General features: G+C 61.6%; 14 protein-coding genes. 8 read left to right on the top strand and 6 right to left on the bottom strand.

Annotated elements, in window-relative coordinates; genetic code table 11:
* Positions 1-24: 24 nt before the first annotated feature.
* Positions 25-1194 (bottom strand): phosphotransferase family protein, encoded by a 1170-nt coding sequence (locus SO156_RS26815; protein ID WP_498536845.1) that lies wholly within the window; start codon positions 1192-1194, stop codon positions 25-27.
* A 275-nt stretch (positions 1195-1469) separates the two neighbouring features.
* Between SO156_RS26815 and SO156_RS26810 the strand changes: the two genes are divergently transcribed.
* The 3 genes from SO156_RS26810 to SO156_RS26800 all read left to right on the top strand — a co-directional run bounded on the left by SO156_RS26810 (position 1470) and on the right by SO156_RS26800 (position 4279).
* Positions 1470-2666, top strand: coding sequence for an ABC transporter substrate-binding protein (locus SO156_RS26810; protein WP_498536844.1), 1197 nt, complete (start codon positions 1470-1472; stop codon positions 2664-2666).
* Between the two features lie 75 nt (positions 2667-2741).
* Positions 2742-3890, top strand: coding sequence for a thiolase family protein (locus tag SO156_RS26805; RefSeq protein WP_498536843.1), 1149 nt, complete (start codon positions 2742-2744; stop codon positions 3888-3890).
* Positions 3890-4279, top strand: coding sequence for a Zn-ribbon domain-containing OB-fold protein (locus tag SO156_RS26800; RefSeq protein ID WP_498536842.1), 390 nt, complete (start codon positions 3890-3892; stop codon positions 4277-4279). The genes SO156_RS26805 and SO156_RS26800 overlap by 1 nt, the downstream gene beginning before the upstream one ends.
* Before the next feature lie 33 nt (positions 4280-4312).
* Here SO156_RS26800 and SO156_RS26795 read toward each other — a convergent pair whose 3' ends face one another.
* Complete coding sequence (locus tag SO156_RS26795) at positions 4313-5503, bottom strand: CaiB/BaiF CoA transferase family protein (protein ID WP_498536841.1); 1191 nt, start codon at positions 5501-5503, stop codon at positions 4313-4315.
* A gap of 25 nt (positions 5504-5528) precedes the next feature.
* Positions 5529-6827, bottom strand: a complete 1299-nt coding sequence (locus SO156_RS26790) for an enoyl-CoA hydratase-related protein (RefSeq protein ID WP_498536840.1) — start codon at positions 6825-6827, stop codon at positions 5529-5531.
* A 124-nt stretch (positions 6828-6951) separates the two neighbouring features.
* On the opposite strand from SO156_RS26790, the gene SO156_RS26785 reads away from it, so the two are divergent.
* The 5 genes from SO156_RS26785 to SO156_RS26765 all read left to right on the top strand — a co-directional run bounded on the left by SO156_RS26785 (position 6952) and on the right by SO156_RS26765 (position 11901).
* Positions 6952-8130, top strand: coding sequence for an acyl-CoA dehydrogenase family protein (locus tag SO156_RS26785; RefSeq protein ID WP_498536839.1), 1179 nt, complete (start codon positions 6952-6954; stop codon positions 8128-8130).
* 63 nt (positions 8131-8193) lie between these two features.
* Positions 8194-8952: an SDR family oxidoreductase gene (locus SO156_RS26780; protein WP_498536838.1), complete on the top strand. Its 759-nt coding sequence runs from the start codon at positions 8194-8196 to the stop codon at positions 8950-8952.
* Positions 8953-8968: 16 nt separating this feature from the next.
* Positions 8969-9763 carry an enoyl-CoA hydratase-related protein gene (locus SO156_RS26775; RefSeq protein ID WP_498536837.1) on the top strand — a complete coding sequence of 265 codons (795 nt, stop codon included), beginning with the start codon at positions 8969-8971 and terminating at the stop codon, positions 9761-9763.
* Between the two features lie 39 nt (positions 9764-9802).
* Entirely contained in the window at positions 9803-10732 is a 930-nt protein-coding gene (gene kce / locus SO156_RS26770) for a 3,5-dioxohexanoate:acetyl-CoA acetone transferase (RefSeq protein ID WP_498536836.1), read from the top strand.
* Between the two features lie 23 nt (positions 10733-10755).
* Positions 10756-11901 carry an acyl-CoA dehydrogenase family protein gene (locus SO156_RS26765; protein WP_498536835.1) on the top strand — a complete coding sequence of 382 codons (1146 nt, stop codon included), beginning with the start codon at positions 10756-10758 and terminating at the stop codon, positions 11899-11901.
* 16 nt (positions 11902-11917) lie between these two features.
* Here SO156_RS26765 and SO156_RS26760 read toward each other — a convergent pair whose 3' ends face one another.
* From SO156_RS26760 to SO156_RS26750, 3 genes are read right to left on the bottom strand one after another with little or no spacing between them, the layout of a single operon-like run.
* The gene (locus tag SO156_RS26760) at positions 11918-13105 is read right to left on the bottom strand and encodes an acyl-CoA dehydrogenase family protein (protein ID WP_498536834.1); all 1188 of its coding nucleotides are present in this window, start codon (positions 13103-13105) and stop codon (positions 11918-11920) included.
* Positions 13095-13979 carry an HpcH/HpaI aldolase/citrate lyase family protein gene (locus SO156_RS26755; protein WP_498536833.1) on the bottom strand — a complete coding sequence of 295 codons (885 nt, stop codon included), beginning with the start codon at positions 13977-13979 and terminating at the stop codon, positions 13095-13097. The genes SO156_RS26760 and SO156_RS26755 overlap by 11 nt, the downstream gene beginning before the upstream one ends.
* On the bottom strand, positions 13976-14428 hold the full coding sequence (locus tag SO156_RS26750; RefSeq protein ID WP_498536832.1) for a MaoC family dehydratase: 453 nt from the start codon (positions 14426-14428) through the stop codon (positions 13976-13978). Before SO156_RS26750 ends, SO156_RS26755 begins: the two co-directional genes overlap by 4 nt.
* Between the last annotated feature and the right edge of the window lie 54 nt (positions 14429-14482).

Here is a 14482-nt window from a genome sequence, read left to right as displayed (position 1 = left end):
CTTTATTTCGGTTAACGCGATCGATCAGCCGAGCGCGTCCAAGTCGGCCATCGCCGTCGAAATCCGCTCGATCATCGCAAGCGTCGTTTGCTCCGACTGCATCGCCGGCAACAAGGGCGAATGGCACAAGGTAATCGTCCACATCAGGAGCGCGTGGACCATCTGCTGGCGGTAATGCATGAAGCTCTGGTCGAAATCCGGCTTGGTCCCCGTCAATTCGGCGAACCGGTCGATATAGCGACGGAGCAGATCCTTTTCCCAATTGCGGCGGTCGTCTGGTTTCAGACCAGCGGTGACGGCATAGGAAAAGTCCCGGGACCAATGACCGCGGGCGAGGCACTGCCAATCGCACAGACCCATCTTCCCCGTCCCCGTGCGGTACCAATTGCCAATATGCACGTCGGAATGGATCAGGCCCTGCGGCTCGTTGTTATGAACGGCAAGTGCTTGCACGGCGGCCGGCCAGACCGCGTCGCGGCGCGCGAGCACGCTGTCCGGGATGACATGCGCTGCGGCATCGAACGCCTTTCGGGTGTAGTGCTCGAGGCTCATCTTCTCGGCGCCGATGGTGAACCATCGCGGATAGCTGGCGACCCAGGAATACCGCGCCGCGAGCTCTTCGCTCCCATAGAAGCGTGCGTGCAGCGCAGCCAAAACATCGACCATGTCTTCCGCGGTCGCACGATCGACATAAGTCTTGTAGTTGCAGAACGTCGCAGATTTGGTCGCGACCATGTCCTCGAGAAGAAGAATCGAGGCGTAAGTCTGGCGATCGAACGCGGCGTGATAGCCGAGCGGCGCCTCGATCTCGAGCTGCGGCCGCAATTGCATGTAGAACCGCCCCTCGACCCGTGCTGTACCGTTGAAGCCGCCGATCATACGCGTCACGACGCTGGGCAGCGACTTCGTAAACATCGACTTCGGCAGACCCGCACGTTCACCAGCTTCATTGTAACTGACGATCAACTGGTGGCGTTCGTGGGTTCCCGCGCTTGCGGCCTTCACCGTAACGCCCGTCACGATGGCACCCGGAACGCTCTGACAAAGCACGGCCGTCAGCCACTCGGGTGTGATCGCGTCGGGTGAGCACGGAACATCCTCAGGACGTCGCGCCTTGGGTCGAACCAGTCGTTCGAAGGCAACGCGCCCGCCAATCTTCAGTGCGGCCAATGCCGTTGCGCCTGAGGCAGCCATGATCCCTCCCTGCGCCAGTGGCAATCGTCGCGCGCCGCCCGGCGGATTCTTAGTACGCTTTCGTACTATTTGACCCACAATCTCGGCGACGTCAAGGAAAGTCGGCGCGGAGAGAGGCACAGGCGCAGGGCTCGGCCTTCGATAATTCAGCTAGAATTGGCGGCCAGTGCCCCGCCTATGGCGTATTTCCATTTCCTGATATTTGGTATAGTAGTGTACTTCTTTAAAGCATCCGCGCCGCCCGGCTCTGCAAAAAATACGACATGGGAGAAAGCATGAGAATTGCGATTCTGGTCAGCGCTTCGGCTCTTTTCACACTGAGCGCCCTCCTCCAGGCCGGTGCGGCCGACAAGCAATACGGCCCGGGCGTCAGCGACACCGAGATCAAGATCGGCCAGACCGTTCCCTATAGCGGGCCGGCGTCCGGCTTCTCGAGCTATGGGCGGGTCATGACCGGCTACTTCCAGATGCTGAACGAAGCGGGAGGGATTAACGGCAGGAAGATCAACCTGATCTCCCTCGACAACGCCTTCAGCCCGCCCAAGGCCATCGAACAGACCCGCAAACTCATCGACGATGACGGTGTCCTGGCGGAGGTCGGGACCGTGGGCACGGTGCCGAATATCGCCGTTCAAAAATATCTCAATCAGAACAAGGTTCCGCAGGTCTTCATTTCCGCTGGCGGCCGCCGCTTCAACGACCCGCAAGCCTTCCCTTGGACTGTGCCATTCTACCCCCCATTCGAAATGGAAGGCGCCACGTTCGGCAAGTTCATTCTGAAGAAGTTTCCGAACGCAAAGATCGCGGTGCTCTATCAGAACGACGATTACGGCAAGGACTACCTTACGGGCCTCAAGGCAGGTCTGGGATCCGGCGGCTCAGCGAAAATCGTGGCCGAGGCCAGCTATGAGTTGAGCTATCCGACCGTCGATTCCGAGGTTCTCAAACTCAAGGCCTCGGGCGCCGATACGCTGGTCTATTTCACGACGCCGAAGTTTGCGGCGCAGGCCATCAAGAAAGCCAACGAGCTGAACTGGAAGCCGGTCCAGTTCCTCGCCAGTCCGGTCAACTCGATCCAGGGTGTGCTGACACCTGCCGGGCTCGACAATGCCCAGGGCGCCTATACCACCCAATTCGCCAAGCAGGCCGGAGATCCCGTCTGGGCTGAGGACAGCGAGGTGAAGGACTACGTCGCCTTCATGAAGAGATGGGCACCAAACGACAGTCCGAACGACTTCATCGCGCTGTCCGGCTACATCAATGCGCAGGCGATCGCGAAGGGCCTGCAGCGCTGCGGTGACAATCTAACGCGCGAAAACCTTCTGACGCAGGCGACGAGCTTCAGCAAGGAACGGGTCGGGATGCTGCTTCCGGGGATTGAACTCACCAACTCCAAGGAGAACTACGCCCCCTATCGCTCCCTACGCATGGCCGTCTTTGACAAGGCCTCATGGAAGCTGCTCGACGAATAGCCCGATGCGCGCTCTCGCCCGCTGAGCGTGACCTCAGTGGGCTACCTGCCGAAAACACTCGAACGGAGATCTTCGTTGACCATCAAGGGCAAGGCCTACATCGCCGGGATCTATGAGCACCCGACCCGGCATGCGCCAGACAAATCCACCGCCCAGCTCCACGCCGAGGTCGCCAAGGGCGCGATCGAGGATGCCGGACTGACCAAGGATGACATCGACGGATATTTCCTTTCGGGCGATGCGCCCGGGGGCGCCTGGCCCATGGTCGATTATCTCGGCCTCAAGGTACGCCACATCGACAGCACCGATACCGGCGGGTGTTCCTATATCATCCATCTTGGCCACGCGGCCGAAGCGATTGCCGCCGGCAAATGCTCGATCGCGCTGGTCACTCTCGCAGGCAAGCCGCGCACCGGCCCGCCGCAGGTCCGCGCGCCAGGCGCCGAGGCCGACTTCGAAACGGCCTACGGCGCGACCACCCATAATGCTTACGGCATGTGCGCGATGCGCCATATGCACGACTATGGCACGACGTCCGAGCAACTCGCCTGGATCAAGGTCGCCGCCTCCCACCACGCGCAGTACAATCCGCATGCGATGCTCAAGGAGGTCGTGACTGTCGAGGATGTCCTAAACTCGCCGATGATCTCCGACCCACTCCGCCGGCTCGACTGTTGCGTCGTTACCGACGGTGGAGGCGCGCTAATCGTAACCTCGCCCGAGATCGCCAAAAGCTTGAAGAAGCCCCAGGTGCGCCTGATCGGCCATGGCGAGGCTATGAAGGGCCCATACGGAGGCAGGGACCTCGATCTCACGTACTCCGCGGGCGTCTGGTCCGGCCCGCGTGCGTTCGAGGAAGCCGGCATCACGCCGCAGGACATCAAATACGCCTCGATCTATGACAGCTTCACCATCACGGTGCTGATGCAGCTCGAGGACCTCGGCTTCTGCAAGAAGGGTGAAGGCGGCAAGTTCGTCGCCGACGGCAATCTGATTTCGGGCGTCGGCAAGCTGCCGTTCAACACCGACGGCGGCGGCCTCTGCAGCAACCATCCCGTCAACCGCGGCGGCATGACCAAGATCATCGAAGCCGTCAGGCAGTTACGCGGCGAGGCGCATCCGAAGGTGCAGGTCAAGAATTGCGATCTCGCCATCGCCCACGGCACCGGCGGCCTCTTGGGTGTTCGCCATGCCGCCTCGACGGCCATTCTGGAGCGTGTGTGATGCGCGAAGCAAAAAAATATCCCGCCCCGGTGACCAATCCGGAGACCGCAGCGTTCTGGGACGCGGCGAAGCAGGGCAAGTTCATGATCAAGCGCTGCACCGCCTGCGGCGAAGCGCATTACTTCCCGCGCTCGATCTGCCCGTTCTGCTACTCGGACAAAACGGTGTGGGAGGAAGCGTCGGGCGAGGGCACGATCTATACTTGGAGCCTGATGCGGAAGTCGCCGACCGGTCCCTATGCCATTGGCTACGTCACGCTGAAGGAAGGTCCGTCGGTGCAGACCAATTTCGTCGACTGCGATCTGGAAAAGCTTAAGATCGGCCAGAAGGTGAAAGTGGTGTTCAAGCCGACCGATGGCGCCCCGCTGCCGTTCTTCACGCCAATCTGAGGTGGATCGCGATCGCTTCGTATACGCGTGTCATTAACTCACGATCTCCTCGCGGCGCAGTTCGGCGATGCTGCCTGCGGATAGGCCAAGTTCCGTCAGGACGTCGTCGGTGTGTTGCCCAAGCGTCGGCGGAGGAAGGCCAGGGTCGCGCGTCGCCCCAACGAAGGTGACGGGATGGCCGACGCAGTTCAAAGGACCGGCCGCAGGGTGATCGTACTGCATGATGAGCTTGTCCGCCTTCGTGTGGGGGTGCTCCAGAAGCTGGGCGAGCGTGTTGATCGGGGAACAGGGAATGCCGACCTCATTCAGAGCCGCATTCCAATGTTCGACCGACCTGGTCGCGATCACGGACTGAACGTGGCCCAACGTCTCAGGGCGATGCTTCACCCGATCCGCGTTGGTCCGGAATTTCGGATCGTCCACGATCGCATTCAGGCCGGCGACGCCGCAGAACTTGCGCCAGAGATTGTCGTTGGCCACGCCGATCATGATCGGTCCGTCGGCAGCTTCGAATGCCTGATATGGACATAGCGATTCGTGGCTGGATCCGCATTTGGCAGGCTGTGTTCCCCGCTCCCAGAAGGTTTGCAGGTTATAGCCCAGCAGACCAAGTGCCGTGTCGAACAGCGAGACCTGGATCGCCCCGCCCTTGCCCGACTTCTCTCGCGCAAAGAGACAGGCCAGGATGCCGCTAAAGGCATGGACGCCGGTCATCTGGTCAATCGGGGAAATGGGACTGCGGATATAACCGCCGCCCTCGTCGCCCGTCATCGACATCACGCCGCTGAAGGCCTGCAGAATTACGTCATAACCCGGGGAGTTCTTGAGAGGGCCGGTCCGGCCGAAGCCCGAGATGCTGCAATGAACCAGGCGATCGTTGAGCGCGCAAAGGCTTGTCGCATCGATGCCGAGCCGCTCCGCAACGCCCGTGCCAAAGCTCTCGATGGCGACGTCGGCGGATCTTGCGAGTTCGTGCACAAGCTTTCGCCCCTTGTCGGATTTCATGTTGATGGCAATGCTTCGCTTGTTCCGGTTGGCGCTCAGAAACACCGTGCCGAGGCCGGGCGCGGGAAACGGCGGCCACCCCCGCGTTTCGTCCCCCTGCCCCACAGCCTCGACCTTGATCACCTCGGCGCCAAGATCTCCGAGGTACTGCGCGCAGAGCGGACCGGCGAGCACTTTCGAGAGATCGAGAACCTTGATACCTTCGAGAGGTCTGGACACGACTTATCTCCTTCTTCAGGCCTGACTAGCTCAGCCCGGCGGCGAACAGGCCACCGAGATAGGCCGGAAATCCCGCCTGCGTGACCAGAACGTAATCGGCGGCGCGACGTTCGGACTCGTCGAGTTGGGATCGCCAGCCCGCCGCGGCGGCCTCGGCATCCGCCAGTCGCGCGCGCAAAAGCTCCTTGCCCCACGTTCGCGGCTCATCGTCATGCCAATAGGCCGCACCCGCGACGCGTCCGTCGAACGCGACCTGACGTGGTTGCTCGATACGAAAGCCCGCCCGCGCAAAGGCCTCGGACAGTTCTTCGCCGCGCTCGAGCTGCGCCCCGAGCGCGTTCGAGACCGCAGCCACGGCTTCGGTGATCCTGGGATTCATCCCCTTCTTCTTGAGACGGTCGTGATCCAGCCGCCCCAGGAACAAGGTCCTGATCATGTTGCGCGGCTCCCGCCGCTGAATCAGCTTCGCGAAAATCTGCATCTCGGTCCGGATCGCCGTATCGAAGTCCTGCGGAAATCCCTGTTCGACGCAGTCGAGGATGGCCGAGAGCGCCGGATAGTGACCGAGCGTCTCTGCCAGTACCCGGCTGCGCTTCGTAGCAATTGAATTTTTCACTTGCGACGCGTCCACCGCCTGCCAATTCGGCCGGTCCCAAGGCTGTGATGCCTGCACTCCCGACAGCACCCAGCGTTCGGCCGCGGCAACCTCCTCGCCCGGCGCCACCAGCTCATGCGCAAGCCCAGCGGCAATGGCCGCCTGCCCTCCCAGTCGCGTCCCCTCAAGCAACACGGGCAACGCCGCTTCAATCCCAACCAGTCGCGGCAGGCGTTGTGTTCCGCCGCCGCCCGGCAGCAGCCCGACAAGCGATTCCGGCAGACCGAATGTCGCCTGCGGGTCTGCCGCAAGCACCCGGTGATGGGCAGCAAGAGCGAATTCGCAGCCGCCGCCCAGGGCAAGGCCGGCGATCGCCACGGCAATCGGCTTGCCGGCGGTCTCGAGCCTGCGCAAGCCGTGGCTCAGGCGAAAGAAGTGGTCGAACGCAAGACCATCGCGCTCACCGACCGGTGCGGCCATGATCATGTCATAGGCCGTCTCCAGCTCAGCCAGGTCGGCGCCGGCGCAGAACGCAGACGGCTTACCGGACCGGATGACGACCCCGGCAACGTCGCTCTGCTTGAGCCAGTCCGCAAACAATCCAAGCTCTTCAATCGCCGCGTTCGAGAACACATTCATCGATCGTCCCGGCATGTCGAAGACGAGGTGCAGGACGCGCTGCGCGGATAATTCGATGCGAAACTGCTTGAGCTCCGGCCCGACGGTCATCGTTTGCTCTCCCGCTACCGTTCATTGGTGTACGATCACTGTTGCCTGTTTGGCGTTTCGGGTTGTATACCCCAACCAAATACTGTACACTAGCAAACTAAATCAGACAGGGCGGCATTTGACAATGATCGAACGCACGATCTTTCGCGAGGAACACGAGATTTTCCGCCAGACGGTTCGTCGCTTCGTCGAGAGCGAGATCGTGCCCTTTCATGCCAAGTGGGAGGAAGAGGGCATCGTGCCGCGAGACCTCTGGCTGAAAGCCGGAGCGGCTGGCCTACTCTGCTGCACCGTGCCCGAGGAATATGGCGGCATGGGTCTCGACTATCTCTTCGACGTTGTCGTGTTCGAGGAACTCTGGCGCGCCGGAGCCAGCGGTCCCGGCTTTTTGATCCACACCGACCTGGTCGCCACCTATCTCCTATCCTTCGGCACCGAGGCGCAGAAGCGCAAATGGCTGCCGAAGATGGTGTCGGGCGAAGCGATCGGCTCACTCGGCATGACGGAACCTCACGCCGGCAGCGACCTCAAGGCGATCCGCACGCGCGCCGTTCGTGACGGTGACAACTTCGTCATCAACGGCCAGAAGGTCTTCATCTCCAACGGTCAACTCTGCGATTTCATCGTGCTCGCGACCAAGACCGACAGCCAGGCCGGAGCCAAGGGCGTGACGCTGTTTATCGTCGAGAGCAACCTTCCCGGCTTCAAGCGCGGCCGAAATCTGGAAAAGCTCGGCATGAGGGCGCAAGACACCTCCGAACTGTTCTTCGACAATGTCCGGATTCCCGCCAGCAACATGCTGGGCGCGGAAGGTCGGGGCTTCGCGCAAATGATGACCAAGCTGGCTCAGGAACGACTGGCGCAGGCGATCCGGTCGGCGACGGTGACCGAGACCGTGATCGACTGGACGTTGCAATATACCTCCGAACGAAGCGCGTTCGGCCAGAAGCTTGCCGACTTCCAGAACACTCAATTCAAGCTGGCAGAGCTCCGGACCAAGGCCGCCGTAGCGCGCGTCTTTACCGACAAGTGCATTGCCTTATTCATGGAAGGCAAGCTCGATCCGGTCGACGCCGCCATGGCGAAGATGTTCACCTCCGAATTGCACTGCGAGACTGTCGACGAATGCCTCCAGCTGTTCGGCGGTTGGGGCTACATGTGGGAGTATCCGATTGCCCGCGCCTATGCTGACGCGCGCGTGGTCAAAATCGCCGGCGGCTCGATCGAGATCATGAAGACGATCATCGCGCGCCAGATGTACTCGCAGCGAGGATACGACATTCAGAAAAACGGGTCGGCTTAGCCCTCTCGCCTTCGCTCCACCGAAGGCAGCTGAAAAAATGACAAACGACAAGGGAGATCGACGTTGAAGGGCCTAACGGGAAAAGTTGCCGTCGTGACCGGCGGCGGACAGGGCATCGGAAGAGGATTGACGCTGCGGCTGGCGGAAGAAGGCTGCAAGATCGCGATCTTCGACATCAATCCGCAAGGCGGCGAAGAGACAGCCAAGCTCGCGCCGCAAGCCGTCATCAAGACCTACGCGGTCGACGTCGGCGATGCCGCTTCCGTCGAGGCCGCCGTGGCCAAGGTCGAGGCCGAGCTCGGCCCGATCTGGCTCCTGGTCAACAATGCCGGCTGGGACCGTCCGATGCCGTTCCTGAAGACCGACCGCGATCTCTGGGACAAGATCATCCGCATCAATCTCTATGGACCGCTCAATACCCATAAGGCGATTGCGCCGCTGATGGCCGAGCGTGGCGGCGGCCGCATCGTTAATATCGCTTCCGACGCTGCGCGCGTCGGCACCAGCGACGAAGCGGTCTACTCTGCTTGCAAGGGCGGGCTGATTTCGTTCACGAAATCGCTGGCGCGCGAGTTGGCACGCAAGAATGTCCTTCTCAATGCCGTCTGCCCCGGCCCAACCAACACGCCGATGATGGCGTCCGTGCTTGGTGAGGGGGAGCACGCCGTGAAGTGGAAGGACGCGATGGTCAGAGGCATCCCGCTCAAGCGCATGGGCGAACCAGACGACTACGGCGGGATCGTTGCGATGCTCGCTTCCGACGACGGCAAATTCATCACCGGACAAACCATCTCCGTCTCCGGCGGAATGAACATGATCTAACGCGCGAGGACACGCCATGACCGATCCCAAGCAATTCACCGATGTCATCTATGAAGTCCGCGACCGCGCCGCGTGGATCATCATCAACCGGCCGAAGGTGTACAACGCCTTCCGGGGACAGACCCTCGAGGAACTCATCCAGGCATTTCAGCTCGCCGGAAACGACCGCAATGTCGCAAGCATTGTGCTCACTGGCGCCGGCGAGAAGGCCTTCTGCACCGGCGGAGATCAATCCGCCCATGAAGGTCAATATGATGGCCGCGGCGTCGTCGGACTGCCGATCGACGAGATCCAGGGCCTCATCCGCGACGTCCCGAAACCTGTGATTGCCCGTGTCAATGGCTTTGCCATTGGCGGCGGCAACGTGCTCGCAACGCTCTGCGACCTCACGATTGCTGCCGATACGGCGCAGTTCGGCCAGGTCGGCCCCAAGGTCGGTTCTGTCGACGCTGGCTGGGGCACGGCATTCCTGGCCCGCCACGTCGGCGACAAGAAGGCTCGCGAGATCTGGTATCTCAATGAACGCTATACCGCGGAGCAGGCCCGGGAGATGGGTCTGGTCAATAAGGTTGTGCCCATGGCGCAACTCGATGCGGCCGTGAAGGACTGGACCGACAAGCTCGCGCAGCGCTCGCCGACTGCCATCGCACTCGCCAAGCGGTCCTTCAACGCCGATTCCGACAATATTCGCGGGATCAGCAATTTCGCACTGCACGCCGTGAAATTGTTCTACGACACGGCGGAATCGAAGGAAGGCGTTGCAGCCTTCAATGAGAAGCGCAATCCGGACTTCCACAAGTTCGCACGCTGAGCGCCGCAGGCAAGAACATCAAGTCGGGAATATCAAACCATGGCATCGCAAAAGGTGATTATCTCCTGCGCGATCACGGGATCGATCCACACACCCTCGATGTCACCGCATTTGCCGGTGACATCGGCGGAGATCGCCGAATCCGCGCTCGGCGCCGCCGCTGCAGGCGCGGCGATCGTGCATCTGCATGCGCGAAATCCCGTCGACGGCAGGCCGGATCAATCGCCGGAAGCCTTTGAACCCTTCTTGCGGGTCATCAAGCAAAGCTCGAACGTCGTGGTGAATCTTACCACCGGCGGCTCCCCCTATATGACCGTGGAGGAGCGCGTCCGTCCGGCAGCGACTTGGAAACCGGAGGTCGCAAGCCTCAACATGGGATCGATGAATTTCGGCCTGTTTCCCATGTTGAAACGCTACAAGACCTTCAAGCACGACTGGGAGCCACAAATGCTGGAAGGCTCTCACGATCTCGTCTTCCGCAACTCATTCAAAGACATCAGGTACGCGTTGGAGACGCTGAACGGCTCGGGCGCGCGATACGAGTTCGAGTGCTACGACACCAGCCATCTCTACAATCTGCACTATTTCTGGACCGAAGGACTGGTCAAGGCGCCCCTCTTCATCCAGACCTGTTTTGGGCTGCTCGGCGGCATCGGCGCGCATCCCGATGACGTCATGCACATGAAGCGGACGGCCGATCGCCTGTTTGGTGACAATTATCGCTGGTCGGTGCTCGGCGCCGGCCGCGCGCAGATGCAGGTTGCCGCCATGGCGGCGGCGATGGGCGGCCACGTCCGCGTCGGCCTGGAGGACAGCCTGTGGATCGGCTCTGGCCGCCTTGCCGAAACCAATGCGGCGCAGGTGACGCAGGTCCGCAAGATCATCGAAGGCCTCGGGCTCGAGGTCGCGAGCCCCGACGAAGCACGTGACATCCTCCAGCTCAAGGGCGGCGACAAGGTCGCCTTCTAGCGCTCAGCTTACGGTTGACAAATATGCTGCCAGATCGCCCGGTCTACGACGAAGAGCACACCCTCCTGCGCCAAAGCGTCCGACGTTTCGCCGCCGCGAGGATAGCGCCACACTTCCAGGAATGGGAGAAGGCCGGGATCATCGACCGTGCGCTGTGGCCGGCTGCCGGCGATGCCGGCCTGCTCTGTCCGCAGGTGCCCGAACAATATGGCGGCATCGGTGGAGACTTTCGCCACAACGCCGTCGTGATCGAAGAGCTCGCCTATTCGGGCTTCGCAGGTCCGGCAACGGATTTCTCGGTTCACAACGACGTCTGCTGTGGCTATCTGCTCAGCTACGGCACGGAGGAGCAGAAACAAAAATGGCTGCCGCGGATGGTCGCCGGCACGACCGTGTGCGCGATTGCCATGACGGAGCCCGGAACCGGCAGCGATCTGCAAGGCATCCGTACCCGCGCCATCCGCGAAGGAGATGAGTATGTCATCTCTGGCCAGAAGACCTTCATCTCCAACGGCCAGATGTGCGACCTCGTCATTGCCGTCACCCGCACCAATCCGGAGGGCGGATCGCGCGGCATGAGCCTGATCCTCGTCGAGACCGACCGCCCGGGATTCCGGCATGGCCGCAATCTCGACAAGCTCGGCCACCTCTCCTCCGATACGTCGGAGCTTTTCTTCGATCAGGTCCGTGTCCCAGTCAGTAACCTCTTAGGCTCGGAAGGCGGCGCGATGGGCGCGCTGATGAGTGAGCTGCCTCAGGAGCGGCTGACGATCGCCCTCCACTCGATTGCGTCGGCACAAAAGGCATTCGACATCACCAAGACTTACGTCCAGGAGCGCAAGGCCTTCGGACAAGCGATCGGAACCTATCAGAACACGCGCTTCAAGCTGGCCGATCTGAAGTCGGATCTCCAGGTCGGCTGGGCCTATGTCGATCAGTGCCTGAGCCAGCATGTCCGGGGCGAGCTGACCACCTATGGCGCCTCGACCGCCAAACTCTGGGTGACCGAGATGCATGGCCGTCTCGTCGATCAGTGCCTGCAATTCTTCGGCGGCTACGGTTTCATGCGCGAGTACGAGATCTGCCGCCTGTTCGCCGATGCGCGGGTACTGCGCATCTATGGCGGCACCTCGGAGATCATGCGCGAGCTGATCTCGCGCAATCTCTAAGGCACGCAAGAGCAGATCAGTAGCTCTTCGGCAGGTCGAGCACCTTCTCGGCGATGAAGCTGAGGATCAGCTGCTCGGTGATCGGTGCGAGCCGGGTGATCGAGACCTCCCGGAACAGCCGCTCGACGTGATACTCCTTGGCATAGCCGAACCCGCCATGGGTCATGATTGCCTGCCAGGAGGCGTCGTGGCCGGCACGTGCGCCGAGTAATTTGGCACTATTCGCTTCTGCACCACATGGCTTGTTCGCGTCATAGAGCCAGGCCGCACGCATCGCCATCAGCCACGCCGCCTCCAGATACATCCATTTCTCAGCCAAAGGATGCTGGATCGCCTGGTTTTGGCCGATCGGGCGATCGAACACGACGCGCTCCTTGGCATACTGCGTTGCCCGGCGCAGCGCATCCTGCCCAATTCCAATGGCCTCGACCGCGATCAGGATTCTCTCCGGGTTCAGGCTGTGAAGAATGTAGGAGAAGCCCTTCCCCTCTTCGCCAATCCGATCGGCGTCGGGGATGAAGAGATCGTCGATGAAGATGGCGTTGGAATCCACCGCCTTCCGCCCCATTTTCGGGATTCGCCGCACCTCGATCTTGGAGCGATCGAGGTCGGTGTAGAAGATGGTGATGCCGTCGGTCGGCCGCTTGCAATCCTCGAACTTCGTGGTCCTGGTCAGCAGCATGATCTTGTTGGCGACCTGCGCGGTCGAGGTCCAGACCTTCTGGCCGTGAACGCGATAGCCGCCCGGAACCTTCTCGGCGAATGTCTTGATGCGGGTGGTATTCAAGCCGGCGTCCGGCTCGGTGAAGCCGAAACAGCATTGGTCCTCACCCGAGACTAGCCGCGGCACCCAGCGCCGCTTCTGGTCGTCCGATCCCTTCACCACGATGGGGTGCGGTCCGAACAAGTTGATATGGACAGCGGATGCAGACGTCATGCCGCCGCCATGGCTGGCGACTTCATGCATCATGATCGCGGCCTCGGTGACGCCGAGTCCGGAGCCGCCATACTCCTCGGGCATGGTAATGCCGAGCCATCCTGCATCCGCCATCGCGCGATGGAATTCGCGCGGGAACTCGCCGTCATCGTCGCGCGCAAGCCAATATTCGTCATCGAAGCGCGTAACGACTGCGCGCACGCCCTCACGAATCGCGGCGTGATCTTCTGGCACGTCGAGCTGGTTGGAGAACGTTCTATTGTCCATTCGAAGGTCCCTCCCCGACCGATGCCAAGGTCCGTCGCGCCGCAACCAGGTGCGGAATGTCGTACATTTTTCCATCGATCCCGACAGTGCCGACATCCGGCGCCGCTGCGAACGCCGCAACGACATTGCGCGCATGCGCCAGATCGGTCTCCGATGGTGTGAAGCAGGAATTGATGGTCGCAACCTGATCCGGATGGATCGCGACGCGTCCCACGAAGCCGTCGCGCCGCGCAAGGCGGCAGCTATCGGCAAGGCCGGCCTGATCCTTGAAGTCCGCATAGAGCGTATCCAACGCGGCAACGCCGGCTGCGCCCGCCGCGAACAGGCACTGGGCGCGCGCCACCTGGTATGGGAAGGTCCACGCCCCGTCCGCCTCCTTGTTCGTGAGCGCGCCCAACGCGGCACTCAAATCTTCCGCTCCCCAGGTCATTGCGACCAGTCGCTCGTTCTTGCGCGCATAGCCGTTGAAGCCGATCATGGCGGCCGGTGTCTCGGTCGCAACGACCAGCAGCTTGACATGCCCGGGCGAAACGCCGGTCGCGACCTCCAGCACGTCGACATAGTGCGAGATGAGATCGACATCCTCGATGCCGTTGACCTTCGGGATCAGAATGCCATCGAGGCCCGGACGCACCACGGCCGCCAGGTCCTCCAGTGTAAACCCGGTGCCGAATGGATTGATCCGAACGAGGAACGACCAGGCGCGCGCCCCGCCGCCCAACAATCCCTTCACGGCATCCCGGGCAAAGGCCTTGCGCCCCGGGGCGACCGAATCCTCGAGATCGAGGATCAGCGCATCGGCGCCGACGCCGGAGGCTTTGGTGAACTTGCGCTCACTGTCGGCCGGCACAAAAAGCAGCGAGCGCAGCTTCATGCAGGCCTCCGCATCATCAGTCCGCTCCGGCGGCAGTAGACCACTTCCTCGTCCCGCTGATTGAAGCCGCGATGTTCGAACGTCACGATGCCCTGCGTCGGACGCGACTTGCTTTCCCGCACCGCGATGATCTTGGTCTCCGCGCGCAACGTGTCTCCCGCAAATACCGGCCGCGGAAATTTGGTATCCTCCATGCCGAGATTGCCGACGGTGGTTCCCAGTGTCGTGTCCTGGACCGACAGGCCGATGATCAGCCCGAGCGTGAAGATCGAATTCATCAAGGGTTTTCCGAACTCGGTCCCCTTGGCAAATTCATGATCGATGTGAACCGCCGCCGGATTGTAGGTCAGCGACGAGAACAGGATGTTGTCCATGTCGGTGACCGTGCGCCGGATCTCGTGGACGAATGTCTGCCCGACCGAAAATTGCTCGAAATAGAGCCCCGCCATTGTTCGCCTCTTGCCTGATGTTGCAGGGTTGAGCGGCGACCGCAGCCGCCGCAA

This window comes from Bradyrhizobium sp. UFLA05-125, from assembly GCF_059803515.1.
This window is presented reverse-complemented; position numbering and strand designations above follow the sequence as displayed.

What these genes read in the sequence shown, in the direction of transcription:
- SO156_RS26815 (WP_498536845.1), bottom strand. Translation starts at nt 1,194, where the DNA reads ATGGCTGCCTCAGGCGCAACGGCATTGGCCGCACTGAAGATTGGCGGG.
- SO156_RS26810 (WP_498536844.1), top strand. Translation starts at nt 1,470, where the DNA reads ATGAGAATTGCGATTCTGGTCAGCGCTTCGGCTCTTTTCACACTGAGC.
- SO156_RS26800 (WP_498536842.1), top strand. Translation starts at nt 3,890, where the DNA reads ATGCGCGAAGCAAAAAAATATCCCGCCCCGGTGACCAATCCGGAGACC.
- SO156_RS26790 (WP_498536840.1), bottom strand. Translation starts at nt 6,827, where the DNA reads ATGACCGTCGGGCCGGAGCTCAAGCAGTTTCGCATCGAATTATCCGCG.
- SO156_RS26785 (WP_498536839.1), top strand. Translation starts at nt 6,952, where the DNA reads ATGATCGAACGCACGATCTTTCGCGAGGAACACGAGATTTTCCGCCAG.
- SO156_RS26775 (WP_498536837.1), top strand. Translation starts at nt 8,969, where the DNA reads ATGACCGATCCCAAGCAATTCACCGATGTCATCTATGAAGTCCGCGAC.
- kce (WP_498536836.1), top strand. Translation starts at nt 9,803, where the DNA reads ATGGCATCGCAAAAGGTGATTATCTCCTGCGCGATCACGGGATCGATC.
- SO156_RS26765 (WP_498536835.1), top strand. Translation starts at nt 10,756, where the DNA reads ATGCTGCCAGATCGCCCGGTCTACGACGAAGAGCACACCCTCCTGCGC.
- SO156_RS26760 (WP_498536834.1), bottom strand. Translation starts at nt 13,105, where the DNA reads ATGGACAATAGAACGTTCTCCAACCAGCTCGACGTGCCAGAAGATCAC.
- SO156_RS26755 (WP_498536833.1), bottom strand. Translation starts at nt 13,979, where the DNA reads ATGAAGCTGCGCTCGCTGCTTTTTGTGCCGGCCGACAGTGAGCGCAAG.
- SO156_RS26750 (WP_498536832.1), bottom strand. Translation starts at nt 14,428, where the DNA reads ATGGCGGGGCTCTATTTCGAGCAATTTTCGGTCGGGCAGACATTCGTC.